The following is a 17,626-nucleotide window of genomic DNA, read 5'->3' as shown; positions in this document are numbered from 1 at the left end:
CCCATTATGAAAACAGCTATTATTCTAATCTCCGAAGCCGGTTTGAGCATAGCCCAATCACTGCTCAACGAACTTCCCGACTCCGAAATCTTCACCCTCAGGCACGAAGAGGGATGCACACATATAGAATCCGCCGGCAAATTCACAGCGGAAAACTTCAACCGCTATGATGCCTTTGTCTTCATTGGCGCCATGGGAATCTGTGTCCGCACCATCGCTCCTTGCGTGAAGAACAAATATACCGACCCTGCCGTGGTTTGCGTGGACAGTACCGGTAAATTTGCCATCTCCGTACTTTCCGGACACATCGGAGGAGCCAACGAACTGACCCACCAGGTAGCGAATATCCTCGGGGCCGAACCGGTAGTCACCACGCAAAGCGACTGCACCGGTCTATGGGGACTCGATACCCTGCCCCAACGTTTCGGGTGGTTTCCGGTCATCAACGCCGAGCCCTCCACCCTCCTGTTGGCAGAACTTGCCAAGACGCCCGAAGAGAAAAAAAGAGTATGCATGAACGAGCATATCAGCCTCTTCGTTTCCGGCAAGCCCACCGCCCTGCTGCTCACGGTGCGCAATGAAGGCACGGACTGGATGGAGGCGCACCTGCCGCCTCATGTAGAAGTATTCTACCGGGTGCAGGACATTAAACCTTCACGCTTCAAACTGATTCTGTGCGTATCTCCCCAAGTCCCCAACTTCCCGGAAATGCCTATGATATGCTACGTGCCCTGTGTCGTACACCTCGGCATCGGCCTTGCCCGGCTGGCAGGTCCCGTGCGGAAAGTGGAGAAAGAGATTATGAACACGCTGAAGGAATACGGCATCATGCCCCAAAGCATCGCCTCCATCTCCACGATTAAAGCCAAAAGTGACGAACCGGTAGTGAAAGCGCTCCAAAAGAAGTTCCCAGTCTACTTCTATACAGCCGAGGAACTGGCAGAGATAGAGGTGCCCCATCCCAGCAAAACCGTCATGAAGCACATGGGCACCCCCAGCGTCAGCGAAGCCGCCGCCTTGCTGAGTGCAAACAACTCCCGGCTGCTAGTGCCCAAAAAGAAAGGAGAGAACTATACCGTGGCCGCCGCCCTCGACATAAGAACTGTGCGCCAGGGCCACATCGAAATAGTGGGTGCCGGCCCGGGCGACCCGGACCTGGTTTCCGTACGCGGACGCCAAATGCTGGAACGCGCCGACCTCATTCTGTATGCCGGCAGTCTCGTTCCCAGGGAGCTGACTCTCTGTGCCAAGGCCGGAGCTACCGTACTCAGCTCCGCTTCCATGGATTTGGAGGAACAATTTGAAGTGATGAAGAAGTTCTATGACAAGGGAAAATTCATCGTACGCCTGCATACGGGTGACCCATGTATCTATGGTGCCATTCAGGAACAGATGAACTACTTTGACCAGCACGGTATGAGCTACCACATCACCCCCGGCATATCCTCCTTCCAGGCGGCAGCAGCTGCCTTGAAGTCGCAGTTCACCATTCCGGAAAAAGTGCAAAGCATCATCCTAACACGCGGCGAAGGACGTACGCCCATGCCCGAACGCGAAAAGCTACATCTCATGGCACGCTCACAAAGTACCATGTGCATCTTCCTCAGTGCAAGCATTGCGAAGCAGGTGCAGGAAGAACTGTTGCAGGAATATCCGGAAACTACCCCCGTAGCTGTCTGCTACCACTTGACATGGAAAGACGAACAAATATTCAGGGGGGAACTCAAAGACCTTGCCAGAATAGTGAAGGAAAATAACCTCACCTTGACAACCATGATTGTCGTAGGCGAAGCCATCGGCAACCGTGAAGGTCTGTCACGGCTCTATGCACACGAGTTCAAGCATCTGTACCGGAAATAAATCAACGATTAATCACCCATAAACATTCAAACATGATATTAATATTTGGCGGAACCACCGAAGGACGCATAGCCATCCAAACCCTTGAAGAAGCCGGAAAAACTTTCTACTATTCTACCAAAGGGGATGAGCAGGACGTACTTCTGCATAATGGCATCCGCCTGCAAGGCGCGATGGATGCAATAGAAATAGAAACATTCTGTGCACAGCATCACATAAAGCTGCTGATAGACGCCGCGCACCCCTTTGCCACACAGCTGCATGAGACTCTGGAACAAGTCTCCGTGGAATCGAATATCCCCGTCATCCGTTTCGAGCGTATCTTCCCGAAACGCGATGAAGAACACATCACCTGGTGCAGGGATTATGACGATGCCATCGAGAAGATACAGAAAGAAAAGATTTTCATCTTACTTGCACTGACCGGCGTACAGACCATAGGTAAGCTGAAGCCTTTGTGGCAGAATGCCTGCTGTTACTTCCGCATCCTCGACCGTGACAGCTCGCGCAAGCTCGCCCGGGAACAAGGTTTCTCCGAGAAGAACCTCTACTACTACACGCCCGGAGAAGACGAGCAAGTCCTGATGAAACAGCTTCATCCCGAAGCCATCCTCCTCAAAGAAAGCGGGATATCGGGCGGATTCTGCGAAAAGGTGGAAGCTGCCCGGCAACTGGGTATACGCATCTTTGCCATCTGCCGCCCCAAGACATCCGACAAGTTTATCTGTGTAAACGGCGAGCATGGCCTGCGCCGCATAATCGAGAAACATTTACCCGACTTCTTCCCCCTGCGCAGCGGACTGACCACCGGAACATGTGCCGCCGCTGCCGCCGTAGCCGCCACCTGGGATGTATTCAATATCTACTTCAAAAAGCGTCCTACGGAATTTCCGGTAGTTCTTCCCAACGGAGAAACCATCCAGGTTCCCGTAGAGCCTCAGCACCATATTCCCCACTCCGACCTTCTGGAAAACGGTGACGGCATGTTCGAGACAAGCGCTACCGTCATCAAGGATGCCGGCGACGACCCGGACATCACCAACGGAATGAAAGTTGTGGCCAATATAGCCATACCTTTCCGCATAGACGACCCGCTGCCGGAAGACACTCCCCAGGACGACTACAACATCATCGTCTGCGGCGGCGAAGGCGTAGGTGTCGTCACCATGCCCGGTCTGGGACTTGAGCTCGGTAGCTCTGCCATCAACGACACCCCACGCGAAATGATAAAGAAGAACGTCAAGCTATGGCTTGAACGCCTCCATATTGCCAAACAGCCCAATCCTATTCTCATTACCATCTCCATCCCCGGTGGAGAAGAAATAGCCAAACGCACCTTCAATCCCCGCCTCGGTATCGAAGGAGGCATTTCCATTATCGGGACCTCCGGCATCGTGAAGCCATTCTCCTCGGAAGCCTTCATCAATTCCATCCGGAAGTCCATGGAAGTGGCAAAGGCAACCCGGAACCCTCGTATCGTCATCAGCTCCGGCGCAAAGAGCGAACGTTTCATCAAGGCGTATTATCCCGACCTCCCCCCCCAGGCTTTCGTGCATTACGGCAACTTTATCGGCGAAACCTTGAAAATAGCAGCCGAAGAGCAAGTACCGCACGTCACCCTCGGCGTGATGATGGGAAAGGCCGTGAAACTGGCCGAAGGCAATCTGGATACCCACAGCAAGAAAGTGACCATGAATAAGGAATTCATTCAAGACCTGGCACGCCAGACGGGATGCAGCGAAGAAACACTTGCCGCCATCGGACAGATGAACCTGGCGCGCGAACTCTGGGACATCATTCCCGAAGAGCTGCTGGAAAAGTTTGGCAAGGCACTGATTGAGCTCTGTCACCGGCACTGTGCCCCCTTACTGCCCAATGGCGAACTAACAATATTACTCATAACCGAAAACGGAAAAATTTACTCATGAAGAAGAAGATAATCATTACCGTCTGTATGGCAATGACCGTACTGACCGGTCTGGCACAAAGCCCGCTGTCCTTTCATGCAAAAGCAGGAATCGGTACCTCCCATTTTCATGGAAAACACTCCAGTAGTGACACCCAAATAGCTTACAAAGCTGGTGTCGGTACAGAATATGTCCTCAACAAGACCTGGGTGCTGCAATCCGCATTGGAGTTTGTGTCCATCGGCGGTAAAGACGAGATAAGCCACATCGGCAAGGCCAAAATGCATGAACTGTATCTGCAAATCCCCCTCATGATAGCGGCCCGCCTCCATCTGGGCAGGGATTATCATGCCTCGCTGAGCGTCGGCCCTTATGCGGCCATAGGCGTGGCAGGCAAGACCTCCGGCGAGACCTACGATTATAGCAGCAGCAGTATGCAGGGAGGATACCAGTTCAAGATAGACACTTTCGGCAGTATGGTAGACGGGAAAATGGGTAACAACCGTTTCGATGCAGGTATTGCCCTGGGACTTACTTTTGAATACAGAAGATTCATCATCGGTGCAGAGACACAAGTGGGACTGGTAAAAGTCAATGAGCAGATAAACCAGATGATAGGTCATTCGGAAGAAGGAGGATATTTTCCCAAGAACTTCGCCGCATTCTTTACGCTGGGGTACCGGTTCTGGTAAGGGAACATTTTGCCATACAGAGTTGTTTAGTATACAAACAGATACTCAACAATATAAACTGAATAATATGGCAAAAAGAATTCCTATCCTGCTGGCTGCAATGACAGCCCTCACCTTCGCCCCTCAAACAGCAGAGGCATGTACCGGTATCACCCTGACGGCCAAAGACAATGCGCACGTCGTAGCCCGCACCATCGAATGGGGAGGCAGTGAGCTGAACAGCCAGTACGTCATCGTACCGCGCGGTTATTCGCAACAATCACTGACACCCGGAGGCAGTCTGTCCGGCATGGAGTTCACCTCACGCTATGGCTACGTAGGCCTGGCAGTGGAGCAAAAGGAGTTCGTGGCCGAAGGTCTGAATGAAGCCGGGCTCTCCGCCGGGCTGTTCTACTTTCCCGGATATGGCAAATACGAGGAGTACGACCCCACACGAAAAGCGTCGAGCATAGCCGATTTACAATTGGTATCATGGCTGTTGGGAAGCTTTTCTACTGTGGACGAGGTAAAGGAGGCTATTGAAAATGTAACGGTCATAGCCATTGACCCACGCGCCTCCACCGTACATTGGCGGATTGCAGACAAGACCGGCCGCCAACTGGTATTGGAGTTCATCGACGGACAGCCCCGTTTCTATGAAAACAAACTGGGAGTATTGACAAACTCCCCCGGCTTTGACTGGCAGATGACCAACTTAAACAATTATGTGAACCTCTACCCGGGCAGTGCCGAAAGCAAATCGCTGGGCAATGTGACTATAGCCCCTTTCGGTTCGGGAAGCGGCTTTTTGGGAATTCCGGGAGATGTGACTCCCCCTTCCCGCTTTATCCGTGCCGCTTTCTACCAGACTTCTACACCACCACAGAATACCGCACAGGAAACCGTTCTCCAATGTTTTCAGATACTGAATAACTTTGATATACCCGTAGGCATCGAGTTTCCCCTCGGCCAGGTTCCTGCCAATATTCCAAGTGCCACCCAATGGACATCGGCCACAGATATGACAAACGGTATCATCTACTATCGCACCATGTACAACAGTACAATCAGAAGCATTGATTTGAGACAGATAGACTTCGGGCGCATCGAGTACCATGCAGCTCCCCTCGATAAAGTGAAGCGGCAACCGATAGTTCCCGTGAAAATTGAATAGGGACGCAGAAACTTCAAGATTGCCGCTGTTGCAGTTGTTCCGCCTCCTTCCTCTTCATCTCCGCCAGCACCCCGCAGGTCAATGGAATGGCGAGGAAGAAGGTCAGCATGTCCGACGCCGCCTGGCACATTTCCACCCCTTTCAGTCCTAAGAAATAAGGAAGAATGAAGATGAGGGGGATGAAGAACAGCCCTTGACGGGCAGAGGAAAGTATCGTAGCGCGTACGGGCTTGCGGATAGTCTGCAGCATCATGTTGCTGACCACAATCCATGCACCCAACGGATAGGTGATGAACTGCCAGCGCAATGCTGCCGCACCGGTAGCTACAACAGCAGGGTCTCCCTTGCGGAAGATGGAGACAATCTCCTCGGCATATCCCATACCTGCCACCGCACAAACCAGCAAAAAGAAAAAGCCTACCTTCACACAGAACCAGAATCCTTGGCGCACTCTGGCATACAGCCCGGCACCATAATTGAATCCACATACCGGTTGGAAGCCTTGCCCGAAACCAATTAGGAAAGCATTGATAAACATAGAGATACGCGTCACAATGGACATCCCTGCAATAGCTGCGTCACCATATGCACCGGCCGCCACGTTCAGCAAAATGGTTGCCACGCTTGCCAGTCCCTGCCGGGTGAGTGACGGAGTTCCACCCCCAATAATTTCCTTGATGAAAGCCAGTGTAGGCGTAAAGTTTCTGTAACGTATACGTATATTTCCTCCTCTGCGCCCCATATATAGCAAAAGGATGAAACTACATATCTGGCTGACTACTGTGGCCAGTGCGGCACCGGATATGCCCATATCGCATACAAAAATCAGGATAGGGTCGAGCACCACGTTGATGACCGCCCCACTCACAATCCCCACCATGGCATACGCCGCATTACCTTGAAAACGTATTTGGTTATTCAGCACCAATGAGGCGGTCATAAAAGGAGTACCCAGCAGAATGATTCCCAAATAGCGCTCCGTATACGGAAGAATAGTAGGCGTCGACCCCAAAGCAAGGGAAAGCGGTGTAAGGAACAGCAATCCCAGCACAGCCAGAGCCGCTCCGATAAACAAGGCAAAAAAGAAGCCGGTGGATGCCATCTTCTCGGCACTCTCCGTTTCCTGCGCCCCCAACTTACGGGAGATGTAGTTCCCCGAACCATGACCGAAGAAGAATCCCACAGCCTGGATAATGGACATCACAGAAAACACGATACCTACGGCAGCCGTAGACTGGGTATTTATTTTACCCACAAAATAGGTATCTGCCATGTTGTAGAAGGACGTCACCAGCATGCTGATGATGGTCGGCACAGCCAATGACGTAATCAGCCGGGGGACCGGAGTCGTCGTTAAGTGGACATAATTATCCTTTGCAGAATGGTGCATCATAGGGAATGGAATGACAAGACTATTTGCAGCAATTTCTCAATGGAGTACACTGTTACCGGCTCCTTGCCCGGTCGATGGAATACGAAGCTGCCGTCTCCCTTCAAATCTCCGGTTTCGATATAAATCTCCGATTCAACATTCCGGTTTGCCAGAATCCCGTTTCTCTGGAGTGCCTTGCGCACCATGGCATACTTCTGCCCGTGGCCCGCCAAGCGTATCTGGGAGGTATATTCATTGGCTACCCTGAACAGTCCCGTTTCCAAATCAAAGGCAATACCCTTACGGGCAAAGAAGTTGCTCAGGCTGCCGTTCAACGAAAGGTCCTCGGGCGTACCGATAGTTACGCCGTTCACCTTGTCCATCAGCCATATTTTGTCCGCTATCTGCAGGGCCAGTTCCAGGTCGTGAGTAGAAAGGAAAATCGTCTTGTCCGTTTGCCGGCTGAGCTGGTGAAGCAGTTGCATCATCTCTACTTTACTGGGAAAATCAAGGAAAGCTGTCGGTTCATCCAGATAGATGACGGGAGTTTCCTGGGCGAGCGCCTTGGCTATCATCACCTTCTGCCGTTCACCGTCACTCAGCGTATGCACCATGCGGTGTGCCAGATGGGGAATGCCTACCAGGGCGATGGATTTGTCCACCACAGTCTTGTCCTCTTTCGAAAGAGTTCCCCAGAAACCGGTGTAGGGGCTACGCCCCAGACCTATCAGTTCTACGACGGACATATTGCGTATATCGCACTTCTCCGTCAGCACCACACTAATGACGCGCGAAAGCTGCTTGTCGGTATAGTTCCCAATCTCTTTTCCTTCAATAAATATGTTTCCGCCAAGTTTCGGCTGGAAGGCAGACAACGTACGAAGCAGCGTGGACTTCCCCACTCCATTAGCTCCCAACAAGCAAGTCAGCTCACCACTGTTGATTCCGGCGCAAATGCCGTCTGCCACCACTTTCACATCCCCCTTGCCGGGGTAACCGATGGAAAGATTCTCTATATGTATGGTTTCCTTATTCATTCAATTCTCCTTTCCGTTTTCTAAAAAGTACAGAAGCCACTACCGGCGCACCTACCAGTGCCGTCACCGAGTTGACCGGCAAAGCTCCCTCAAAGCCGGGCATACGGGCTATCAGATTGCAGACCAATGCCAGGGAAGCGCCTACCAGCAATGTGGCAGGCATCAACACCCGATGGTCCGAAGAGTGGAAGATGGCACGGCACAGATGGGGAACCGCCAATCCGATAAACATAATCGGACCGCAATAGGCCGTTACAATAGCCACCAGCACACCGGAGCATGAGATAACCAGCAGGCGTGCCCGCTTGATGTTCAGTCCCAGATTGCGTGCATAGCCATCGCCCAGCAGCAACAGATTCATCGTCTTTATCAGCAGGAAGGACAACGGAAGCAGCACAGCCATGATGCAGACAAACAGCACCATCTGGTCGCCCGAAACACGGGCAAAGCTACCCAATCCCCAAATGACATATGCACGTATATCTTCCTCCACACTGAAATATTTCAATACGCCGATGACGGCACTTGCCACATAGCCTATCATCACACCGATTATCAGCAGCGTCACGTTGCCCTTCACCTTCTGGGAGACATAGACAATGAGCGCCATCACAGCCAGCGCACCGATAATGGCGGCAACCGACAAGGCAACCTCGCCCATATACCCCAAACGGCTCAATGCCACACCGCCCATCGCCCCGGACAGCAATACCACACAAGCCACACCCAGGCTGGCACCTGAACTGATGCCCAATACCGAAGGCCCTGCCAGCGGATTGCGGAACACCGTCTGCATCTGCAGACCGCTGACTGACAGCCCTGCTCCCGCCACCAATGCCGTCAACGCTTGGGGCACGCGGGACTTCCAGATAATATTCTGCCAAATAACGGATTCATCCGTATTTCCCCACAATATGTTCCACACGGAGCGCAGAGGAATGTGAACCGACCCCAAAAGCAGGTTCAGCAGGAAAAAAAGAAAGATAGATGCCAGTGTCAGCAACATCAACGGAAGTACGGGTCTTTTTATCATTTCAGCAGTTCGTAGTAAGTCGGTTTATAGTCAGGCAACAAATCGGGATGGAAAGCATGTATCAAGTCTTCCAATACAATTTCGGGCTGCATGGGCATACTTTCGTAGAAGGGTTTCTCACGCATGTTGCAGTATACCACTCCCTTCTCACGAAACGCACGGAAATCGGCATAACGCGGGTCGAGGGACTTCAAGGCATCATACGTGAATGTCCCGTCATAGCTGTTGACAATGCGCCAATAGTCGGCACTCTCCGCCTGGCTATATACGGTTTCAAAATCCAGCGTGACACCTCCCGAACGGGGATCGTCTTTCAAGAAATAATCCGCACCGGCATCACGGAACAGTTCGGCAAGAAAGCTCTTTCCTCCCACTGCATACCAGTTGCCACCCCGTATCTCGCCGCTGAATACCATCGGACGCTTCTTCACGTTGGCAGCCAGCTCCTTCAATTCGTTATAGCGCTTCTCTATCGCAGCAAACTTTTCATTCGCCTCCACTTCCTGGCCTATAAACATGCCGATGAATTTTATCCATTCAGCCTGCCCCAACGGGGTCATCTCCTTATATCCCAAATGGGGAACCAGTGGAATACCGATTTCCCGCATGGCATCATATCCACCCCGCTTGAAAGGAGAGATAAAGATAACATCCGGATTCATGCTCATTATCAATTCATTATCAAAGTTCCCTTCGATACCAATCTTCACGGTCTCGCCGGACTTCAAACGGTCGTTCATCTCCTTGTTGAAGAGATGGCGCGTACTGGTGATGCCCACCACATAATTGCAGGCATCCAGACGGATGAAGTTGGAAAGTTGCAGGGATGTCATACACATGACGTGCTCCACCGGCGTTTCAATCACCGTATAGTCGCTCGGTATGCCGACAGGCTTTATGCCTTTCGGTACCAGCGCATAGTGGAAAGTGCTGCTGCTTTCTTTTTGAGGGTCGTGTATATCCACCAGACGGACATGGTGCGGAAGATATTTCACCGTATAGCCTTTGGCATAGCACGGTACAATGGTAGCTGCCGTGTCTGTCGTAACCGGAGAATAGCCCGTTTCGGAAGAAGATTCGGTAGTAGTCTGTCTTGATTTTAAGCCGCAAGAGGTTACGCATAAAATGCACAGCAGTGCAATGCCTATGGCAGATATCCGGGTCATGACTATTGGGGTTTATAGAATTCGGGCACAATATTCGTCATTTTTGGGGAGATACGCAAATGCTCTTCCTGCAAATTGACGGATATTGTGCCTAAATAATCTTTAAAAGCCCATCAAGTCATTCAGTGCTTCACTCATGCTGGGATGTGTAAAGACAAAATCACGGAGGAAGGTATATTCCTGCCCGGTCTTCATAGCCATTGCCACCAGGTTGATGACCTCACTCGATTCCGGGCCAAACAGCGTACATCCCAAAATCTTGTCCGTATCGGCGTCCACCACCACCTTGAAGAGTCCGTTCGTATCGCCCAAAGTCCTGGCACGCGGAATGGCGACTACCGGCAGCTTGTTGACCTTTATATTCAATCCCTTCTTGCGTGCTTCCGCTTCGCTCAGCCCGATGCGTGAAAGCGGCGGGTCGATGAATACCGAATAGCTCACCGGGTCACGGTCGGACACCTTGCGTTCTCCCGCCCCGAAAAGGTCTTCGCGCAGAATGCGGTAATCATCCAAAGAAATGTAGGTAAACTGCAAACCGCCCTTTACATCACCGATAGCATGTATCTTGGGGTTGGTAGTCTGCAAATAGTCGTCCACCACAATGGCACCGCGCTCATTCACCTCTACACCTGCCGCCGCCAGATTCAAGCCAGCCGTATTCGGACGCCGGCCGGTAGCCAGCAGGATGGCATCTGCGTGTAACTGATGTTCCTCTCCCGTGACCGCATCCCGGTAAATGACGTCAGAGTCTTTCACGGACTGCACGCGTGCATTCAGCCTGAAAACGATTCCTTTCTGTTCCAATACCTCCCGGACACTGTCCGCAATGTCCCGGTCCTCCCGGGATATCAGTTCGGAAGAGCCCTCGAGCACCGTGACTTGCGAACCGAACGAAGCATACATGGAAGCAAATTCTAGTCCGATGTATCCCCCACCTACAATGACGAGCTGTGCCGGCAGCTCAGTCAGTTCCATAATGGAGGTGCTGGTATATACCCGTGGGTTACCTTGTATCCCCTCTATCGGTGGAATGACGGTTTCGGCACCCGTATTGATGAATATCCGGGGAGCTTGCAATTGTAATGTCCCTTCCACCATCCCAACTTCCACCACATCCGGACCTGCAAAGGAGCCGATACCCGTATAGACCGTTATATGAGGATTGTCGGCCAGATTGTGATAATTCTTCTGACGCAGGAAAGAGACGACCTCTTCCTTCCTTGCAATGGACTGACGATAGTATGCCTTCTTGACCTCCCAAGAAGCGTCTTTGTCCGCATGCTTTGCCGCATGCACCAATGTTTTTGTGGGAATGCAACCGATATTGATACATGTCCCTCCGTACATCTTTTCCGAACGCTCCACTACGGCAACGTCCAGCTTCCGTTTTGCCAACTCGGCAGCCAGCGTCTTTCCGCCTTTGCCGAATCCGATGATAATGGCATCATACTGTTTCATACGTCTATTTCCTTAATTGGTTCAATACTCTTTTTGCACTGTCAGACAGTACGACAATGGCACCGGCAAGAATGGCCGTATCCTTGATGACCAAGCGCCCTGCCCCCGTCAGCAACGGAAAGCCGTGCTCCTCGCTTCCCAAGTCGGGCACCCACACCTCAGGGGTTGTCACCAGGAAAGAGAGGGTACCTATTGTCATGACAATGGCCAGTGCAGCTCCCGCCAGTCCGATTTTCGGAGAGAATATCCCCAGAAATGTCAGGATGCCGATGGCCATAATCAGAATGCCCAGACCGTGGGAGAAACCATACGTATTGTTCTCCACGTGCCACTGATGTTTCGCCTCATTGAACTCGCCCTCTTTCAGCTTATACTCCTTGTACTCCGGGGCACTCTTTGTATAAAAGAAGCTCATGAACGGGCTGTTCGCCACAAAAGGGACAATCCCTTCAGCCTCATAATTCCAGAATTTCAACCCACCAATCCATACGAAAATAACCAGGATGGCTACACGAATCAAATTAACACCCAACTTTTGAGTGGAAGCGGCCAGCGTCAACGCAGCCATAAACAAGTTTTGCAATTTCGTTTTCATCTTTGTTCTACTTTTTAAATGGTTTCAGTAATATGACTTGATTTTTGTTTTTGCAAAGTTCCTTGTTTTCCACCACGTACGAAATGGCAATTATTCCGCAACAGTTGGCAATTCTTCCCGTTTCACTCTTTTCCGGTAGTCCGAGACACTCTCGCCGGTCATTTTCTTGAAAAAACGGCTGAACGCGGACAAGTCTTCGAAGCCCAGAATGGAGCTGATTTCCTTAGCGCTTTTGTGGGTATACAGCAGCAATCTCATGGCTTCTGCCTCAATGCGGTCATGAATCACCCGTAAAGGGGAAGGCAACCCGCAGGTCGAGAACAGATTAGAAAGTGTCTTGGGAGAACGGCAAAGAATATCGGCATAATCCTGCACTTGCTTCTTCTCCTTGAAATGCCGGTCCACTAATACGTAATACTGCCGGATGATGTCAAACGTCTTTTCTTTCTCCTGCCCCACCCCAAAACGCTGGCGCGCAATGCGTGTGCAGGTAATGATGAAACGTTTCAAGACAATCCGCAGCATCTCCTCCTGCAGGTTGTCATGGATGACCGATTCCTGCCGGAAAATGCGGACTATGTCATGCAGGTTGGAAGACTGCCCGGCAGAAAGTGCCAGTTTCATCACCTTGGAAGAGCCATAAAAAAGGAATCCATTGCAAGAGACCTCGTTGTCATGTCCATAGATGCAATAAAAATTGCTGTTGAATACAAACGTCAGGTATTCACCGTCCACCTCTTTTACCTCCAGGTGATGCAACGGGGTCAAGGTCACGATTTCATCCTTTTCCAGGCGCATGGGGATATGGTCTATTTCCAGAGTCAGCGTACCGCTCTGTACCCAAATGAATTTATACAGAGTCTTGTCACGTTGCAGCGACGCACGCTCATGGTAGCTGGAAGTCATGGCTATGTTGCCATTCAAGCGGGTGTTCAGTTGATAATCCATAAAAAACAGATTGTTTTAGTAAATAACAAAGATAGCGAATATCTTGTTTGCTACTGATTATTTCCCCACTTTTGTAGCCGTTTTGCTGTTCTTTAATTTTTAACCTTTAATGCTTCATGCAAATGTTCCCCGTCATATTTGTATCTCTCGGTCCCGGCGAGCCGGAACTGATTACCGTAAAAGGCTTGAAAGCCCTGCAGACAGCCGACTGTATATTCTGTCCCGAGACACTGGCCAAAGATGGAAACAGAGTTTCACGCGCAGCCGACATCCTATTGCAACTCGACATTCCGGAAAACACGGTGCACCGCTTTCCACTCCCCATGAGCAAACAGCGCGAAAAAGCCCTGAGCGCCTACGACGAGGTCTATATGGAGAGCTCCACCCTCCGGCAACAAGGAAAGAAGGTCTGTATCGTTGCCGAAGGAGATGCCGGATTCTACTCTTCCATACATTATGTATATGACAAACTGCAGGCAGACGGCATCCCCGTGAAGCACATCCCCGGTATCCCCGCCTTCATTGCCGCCGGCGCACTGGGCGGGCTCCATGTGGCCAGCCAGGAAGAGCGGCTGACGGTGATACCCGGCATTACTACGACAGAAGAGATAGAGAAACTGACAAGCGAAAACAGTGCGGTTGTCATCATGAAGCTGTCCAGATGCACCGATGAGATTCACCGCTGCATCCGCCTGTATCCCGAATACCGGTATCACTATTTTGAGAATGTAGGCACTCCGGAAGAGAAGTATATCAATGACAGCAAGCGGATAGCGACCATCCGCTTCCCCTATTTTTCCCTGCTTATCATTCGTACAGAGACCTTTTGAGCCCGATTTAATACAATTTCGCACGCCATAGGCATTATTTTAATGAAAATGGGTTACCTTTGCGCCGTTGAAATATAAAAAAGATAAGAACATGAAGAAAGTCGTTTTTTATATGATGCTGCTGGTTATGAGCATCGGTTATGCCTATGCACAAGGAAAGGCAGACATCAAATTCGAACAGACCACCCACAACTTCGGCACATTCTCCGAAAACAGTCCTGTGGTCAGCTACACCTTTAAGTTTACGAACGTAGGCGATGCTCCGCTTGTCATCCATCAGGCTGTAGCTTCCTGCGGATGTACCGTTCCCGAATATTCACAAGAACCGATAGCACCGGGAAAGACTGGAACAGTGAAAGTAACTTATAATGGAACCGGAAGATACCCCGGACACTTCAAGAAATCCATTACCCTGCGCACCAATGCCAAAACGGAAATCATGCGATTATTTATCGAAGGGGACATGACCGCTAAAGATGCCAAATAAGCATTTTACCATACAGAATTAAGGAGATTTTTTTAAATCTCCTTTTTTTTTGCTTTCTTTGCCTAAAATGCGAAGATAGGCTGCACCTCAGCAGAATAATAATGAGCTTGCTCATTTTATCCAGCATTCGGTTTGCACTTTCTTTGAAGTCTATTAAAGAAAAACATAAAACTACAAAACCTATGAAACAAGAAGAAGAACCTATTACCGGACTACCGGAAAATGCGTTCCGTGAATTGAAACCGGGAGAAGTGTACAACCCTCTGATGAGCCCGGATAAGAAGTATTCAGAAGTAAATGCCTGGTCGGTGACATGGGGTATTCTGATGGCCATCCTCTTTTCGGCCGCAGCCGCCTATCTGGGGCTGAAGGTGGGACAAGTATTCGAAGCCGCCATCCCCATCGCCATCATTGCCGTCGGCGTATCGGGTGCCGCCAAACGCAAAAACGCATTGGGCGAAAACGTCATTATCCAGTCTATCGGTGCCAGCTCGGGCGTCATCGTGGCAGGTGCCATCTTCACCCTTCCGGCACTCTATATTCTCCAAGAGACCTATCCGAAAGAAATCACCGTCACCTTTGCACAAGTCTTTATCAGTTCCCTGCTGGGAGGTGTGCTGGGTATTCTCTTCCTTATCCCCTTCCGCAAATATTTCGTGAGCGACATGCACGGCAAGTATCCCTTCCCCGAGGCGACAGCCACCACACAAGTGCTCGTCTCCGGTGAAAAGGGCGGCAGCCAGGCAAAACCATTACTCATGGCTGGTATTATCGGAGGTCTATACGACTTCATCGTGGCAACCTTCGGCTGGTGGAACGAGAATTTCACTACCCGCGTATGCGGCTTCGGCGAAATGCTGGCCGAGAAAGCCAAGCTGGTATTCAAGGTTAATACGGGTGCTGCCGTGCTCGGTCTGGGTTATATTGTGGGACTGAAATACGCGTCCATCATCTGTGCCGGCTCACTGGCCGTATGGTGGATTATCATCCCCGGTATGTCCATGATTTGGGGAGATTCCGTACTGAACCAATGGAACCCCGAAATCACGGCAACCATAGGCGCTATGGCTCCGGAAGAAATCTTCAAATACTATGCCAAGAGCATCGGTATCGGTGGCATTGCCATGGCAGGTATCATCGGCATTATCAAGTCTTGGGGCATCATCAAGAGTGCCGTAGGACTGGCTGCCAAGGAAATGGGAGGTAAGTCCAACGTGGAAGCCAGTGTGAAACGCACACAGCGGGACATCTCTATGAAGATTATCGCCATCGGTTCCATCATCACGCTGCTGCTGGTTGTTCTCTTCTTCTACTTCGATGTGATGCAGGGCAACTTGACACATACCATTGTAGCTATCCTGCTTGTTGCAGGTATCGCTTTCCTGTTCACCACCGTGGCAGCCAATGCCATTGCGATTGTGGGCACAAACCCCGTATCCGGAATGACGCTGATGACATTAATCCTGGCATCCGTAGTCATGGTAGCCGTAGGGCTGAAAGGTCCCGAAGGGATGGTTGCGGCACTGGTGATGGGCGGTGTTGTATGTACGGCACTGTCCATGGCGGGAGGCTTCATCACAGACTTGAAAATCGGTTACTGGCTGGGTAGCACGCCTGCCAAGCAGGAGACCTGGAAGTTCCTCGGAACCATCGTTTCTGCCGCTACCGTAGGTGGTGTAATGATTATCCTAAACAAGACATACGGTTTCACCAGCGGACAGCTGGCCGCTCCGCAAGCCAATGCCATGGCGGCCGTTATCGAACCGTTGATGAACGGTGTGGGTGCGCCCTGGCCGCTCTACGGTATCGGTGCAGTGCTGGCCGTCATCCTCAATTTCTGCAAGATTCCCGCACTGGCATTTGCATTGGGTATGTTCATCCCATTGGAACTGAATGTTCCGTTGGTAGTGGGCGGTGCCATCAACTGGTACGTGACCAGCCGCAGCAAGGATGCCGCTCTCAATGCCGAACGCGGGGAGAAAGGTACCCTGCTTGCCTCCGGTTTCATTGCCGGCGGTGCATTGATGGGCGTGGCAAGTGCTGCCATGCGTTTCGGAGGAATCAACCTCGTAAACGATGCATGGTTGCAGAACACCTGGTCCGAAGTGCTGGCGCTGGGTGCTTATGCCATTCTGATATTCTACCTCATCAAAGCTTCCATGAAAACCAAATAACTTTTAAATACCAAGAACATGAAAAAGATTCTACTTTTATCTTTTCTATTTGCAGCGACCATGTTATCTGCACAAAAGCCCGTTGAGCTGCCCCTATGGCCCAACGGTGCCCCCAATAACAACGAACTGACCAATTCCGGACAGAACCATAACAACGAATGGGTGTCCGATGTCACCACCCCTACCCTTACGGTGTACCCTGCCTCCCACCCCAACGGCATGGCCATCATCATGTGTCCGGGAGGCGGCTACGGGGGGCTGGCCATGAAGCACGAGGGACACGACATGGCTCCCTGGTTCAACACACAAGGCATCACCTATGCAGTACTGAAATACCGTATGCCCAACGGGCACCATGAAGTGCCCCTTTCCGATGCCGAACAAGCCATCCGCATGGTACGCGAACATGCCGCCGAATGGGGTGTCAATCCTCAGCGTGTAGGCATCATGGGCGCTTCTGCCGGCGGCCATCTGGCAGCTTCGCTTGCCACACTATACAGCAGTGACAAGACCCGTCCCGACTTCCAGATCTTGTTCTATCCGGTGATTTCCATGCAGAAAGGCGTTACCCATGGAGGTTCCCGTAAGAACCTTATCGGAGAAAATCCATCTCAGGAACTGGAACAAAAATACTCCCTCGAAAGGCAAGTGTCCCCACGCACTCCGCAAGCTTTCATCATGCTTTCTTCGGACGATGACGCAGTGCCGCCCATCAACGGCATCGGTTACTTCCTTGCCCTGCGCGACCATAAAGTACCTGCCAGCCTGCATGCCTACCCCACCGGCGGACATGGCTGGGGATTCCGGGACAACTTCACCTACAAGCGTCAATGGACGGAAGAACTGGAGAAGTGGTTGCGTGAAGGGCTCGTATTCCCGGTCTCTGAACCTACCACAAAGAAATAAAAGCAATT

At 51.2% G+C, this 17,626-nt stretch carries 15 protein-coding genes; 8 read left to right on the top strand and 7 right to left on the bottom strand.

Annotated elements, in window-relative coordinates:
* The first annotated feature begins 6 nt into the window (after positions 1 to 6).
* The 4 genes from cobM to CSD97_RS11390 all read left to right on the top strand — a co-directional run bounded on the left by cobM (position 7) and on the right by CSD97_RS11390 (position 5,612).
* The gene (gene cobM / locus CSD97_RS11405) at positions 7 to 1,860 is read left to right on the top strand and encodes a precorrin-4 C(11)-methyltransferase (RefSeq protein ID WP_009038551.1); all 1,854 of its coding nucleotides are present in this window, start codon (positions 7 to 9) and stop codon (positions 1,858 to 1,860) included.
* Positions 1,861 to 1,892: 32 nt separating this feature from the next.
* The gene (gene cbiD / locus CSD97_RS11400) at positions 1,893 to 3,788 is read left to right on the top strand and encodes a cobalt-precorrin-5B (C(1))-methyltransferase CbiD (RefSeq protein ID WP_098032409.1); all 1,896 of its coding nucleotides are present in this window, start codon (positions 1,893 to 1,895) and stop codon (positions 3,786 to 3,788) included.
* Positions 3,785 to 4,459 (top strand): outer membrane beta-barrel protein, encoded by a 675-nt coding sequence (locus tag CSD97_RS11395; RefSeq protein WP_005836660.1) that lies wholly within the window; start codon positions 3,785 to 3,787, stop codon positions 4,457 to 4,459. The genes cbiD and CSD97_RS11395 overlap by 4 nt, the downstream gene beginning before the upstream one ends.
* A 67-nt stretch (positions 4,460 to 4,526) precedes the next feature.
* Complete coding sequence (locus tag CSD97_RS11390) at positions 4,527 to 5,612, top strand: choloylglycine hydrolase family protein (protein WP_022401027.1); 1,086 nt, start codon at positions 4,527 to 4,529, stop codon at positions 5,610 to 5,612.
* A 13-nt stretch (positions 5,613 to 5,625) separates the two neighbouring features.
* Here the strand turns inward: CSD97_RS11390 and CSD97_RS11385 are convergent, their stop codons facing one another.
* From CSD97_RS11385 to CSD97_RS11355, 7 genes are all read right to left on the bottom strand, one after another.
* A complete protein-coding gene (locus tag CSD97_RS11385; protein WP_005829402.1) occupies positions 5,626 to 7,005 on the bottom strand; it encodes an MATE family efflux transporter in 1,380 nt (459 codons plus the stop codon).
* The gene (locus CSD97_RS11380) at positions 7,002 to 8,021 is read right to left on the bottom strand and encodes an ABC transporter ATP-binding protein (RefSeq protein ID WP_098032408.1); all 1,020 of its coding nucleotides are present in this window, start codon (positions 8,019 to 8,021) and stop codon (positions 7,002 to 7,004) included. The genes CSD97_RS11385 and CSD97_RS11380 overlap by 4 nt, the downstream gene beginning before the upstream one ends.
* Positions 8,014 to 9,051 (bottom strand): iron ABC transporter permease, encoded by a 1,038-nt coding sequence (locus CSD97_RS11375; protein ID WP_034529853.1) that lies wholly within the window; start codon positions 9,049 to 9,051, stop codon positions 8,014 to 8,016. The genes CSD97_RS11380 and CSD97_RS11375 overlap by 8 nt, the downstream gene beginning before the upstream one ends.
* Positions 9,051 to 10,220, bottom strand: a complete 1,170-nt coding sequence (locus tag CSD97_RS11370; protein ID WP_098032407.1) for an ABC transporter substrate-binding protein — start codon at positions 10,218 to 10,220, stop codon at positions 9,051 to 9,053. The genes CSD97_RS11375 and CSD97_RS11370 overlap by 1 nt, the downstream gene beginning before the upstream one ends.
* A gap of 102 nt (positions 10,221 to 10,322) precedes the next feature.
* Positions 10,323 to 11,678, bottom strand: coding sequence for an FAD-dependent oxidoreductase (locus CSD97_RS11365; RefSeq protein WP_098032406.1), 1,356 nt, complete (start codon positions 11,676 to 11,678; stop codon positions 10,323 to 10,325).
* A 4-nt stretch (positions 11,679 to 11,682) separates the two neighbouring features.
* Positions 11,683 to 12,273, bottom strand: a complete 591-nt coding sequence (locus CSD97_RS11360; protein WP_005836652.1) for a DUF417 family protein — start codon at positions 12,271 to 12,273, stop codon at positions 11,683 to 11,685.
* A 90-nt stretch (positions 12,274 to 12,363) separates the two neighbouring features.
* Entirely contained in the window at positions 12,364 to 13,221 is an 858-nt protein-coding gene (locus CSD97_RS11355) for a helix-turn-helix domain-containing protein (protein ID WP_005836651.1), read from the bottom strand.
* Positions 13,222 to 13,343: 122 nt separating this feature from the next.
* On the opposite strand from CSD97_RS11355, the gene CSD97_RS11350 reads away from it, so the two are divergent.
* The 4 genes from CSD97_RS11350 (at position 13,344) to CSD97_RS11335 (ending at position 17,618) form a co-directional block, all read left to right on the top strand.
* The gene (locus tag CSD97_RS11350) at positions 13,344 to 14,051 is read left to right on the top strand and encodes a precorrin-2 C(20)-methyltransferase (RefSeq protein ID WP_005836650.1); all 708 of its coding nucleotides are present in this window, start codon (positions 13,344 to 13,346) and stop codon (positions 14,049 to 14,051) included.
* Positions 14,052 to 14,142: 91 nt separating this feature from the next.
* Positions 14,143 to 14,538 carry a DUF1573 domain-containing protein gene (locus CSD97_RS11345; RefSeq protein ID WP_005836647.1) on the top strand — a complete coding sequence of 132 codons (396 nt, stop codon included), beginning with the start codon at positions 14,143 to 14,145 and terminating at the stop codon, positions 14,536 to 14,538.
* Positions 14,539 to 14,720: 182 nt separating this feature from the next.
* Positions 14,721 to 16,712: an oligopeptide transporter, OPT family gene (locus CSD97_RS11340; RefSeq protein ID WP_087332506.1), complete on the top strand. Its 1,992-nt coding sequence runs from the start codon at positions 14,721 to 14,723 to the stop codon at positions 16,710 to 16,712.
* 18 nt (positions 16,713 to 16,730) lie between these two features.
* Positions 16,731 to 17,618 carry an alpha/beta hydrolase gene (locus tag CSD97_RS11335; protein ID WP_005836645.1) on the top strand — a complete coding sequence of 296 codons (888 nt, stop codon included), beginning with the start codon at positions 16,731 to 16,733 and terminating at the stop codon, positions 17,616 to 17,618.
* Positions 17,619 to 17,626: the final 8 nt, after the last annotated feature.

The sequence above is a fragment of the Bacteroides sp. AR29 genome, from assembly GCF_900217715.1.
In the GTDB taxonomy this organism is placed as follows: domain Bacteria; phylum Bacteroidota; class Bacteroidia; order Bacteroidales; family Bacteroidaceae; genus Bacteroides; species Bacteroides uniformis.
This window is presented reverse-complemented; position numbering and strand designations above follow the sequence as displayed.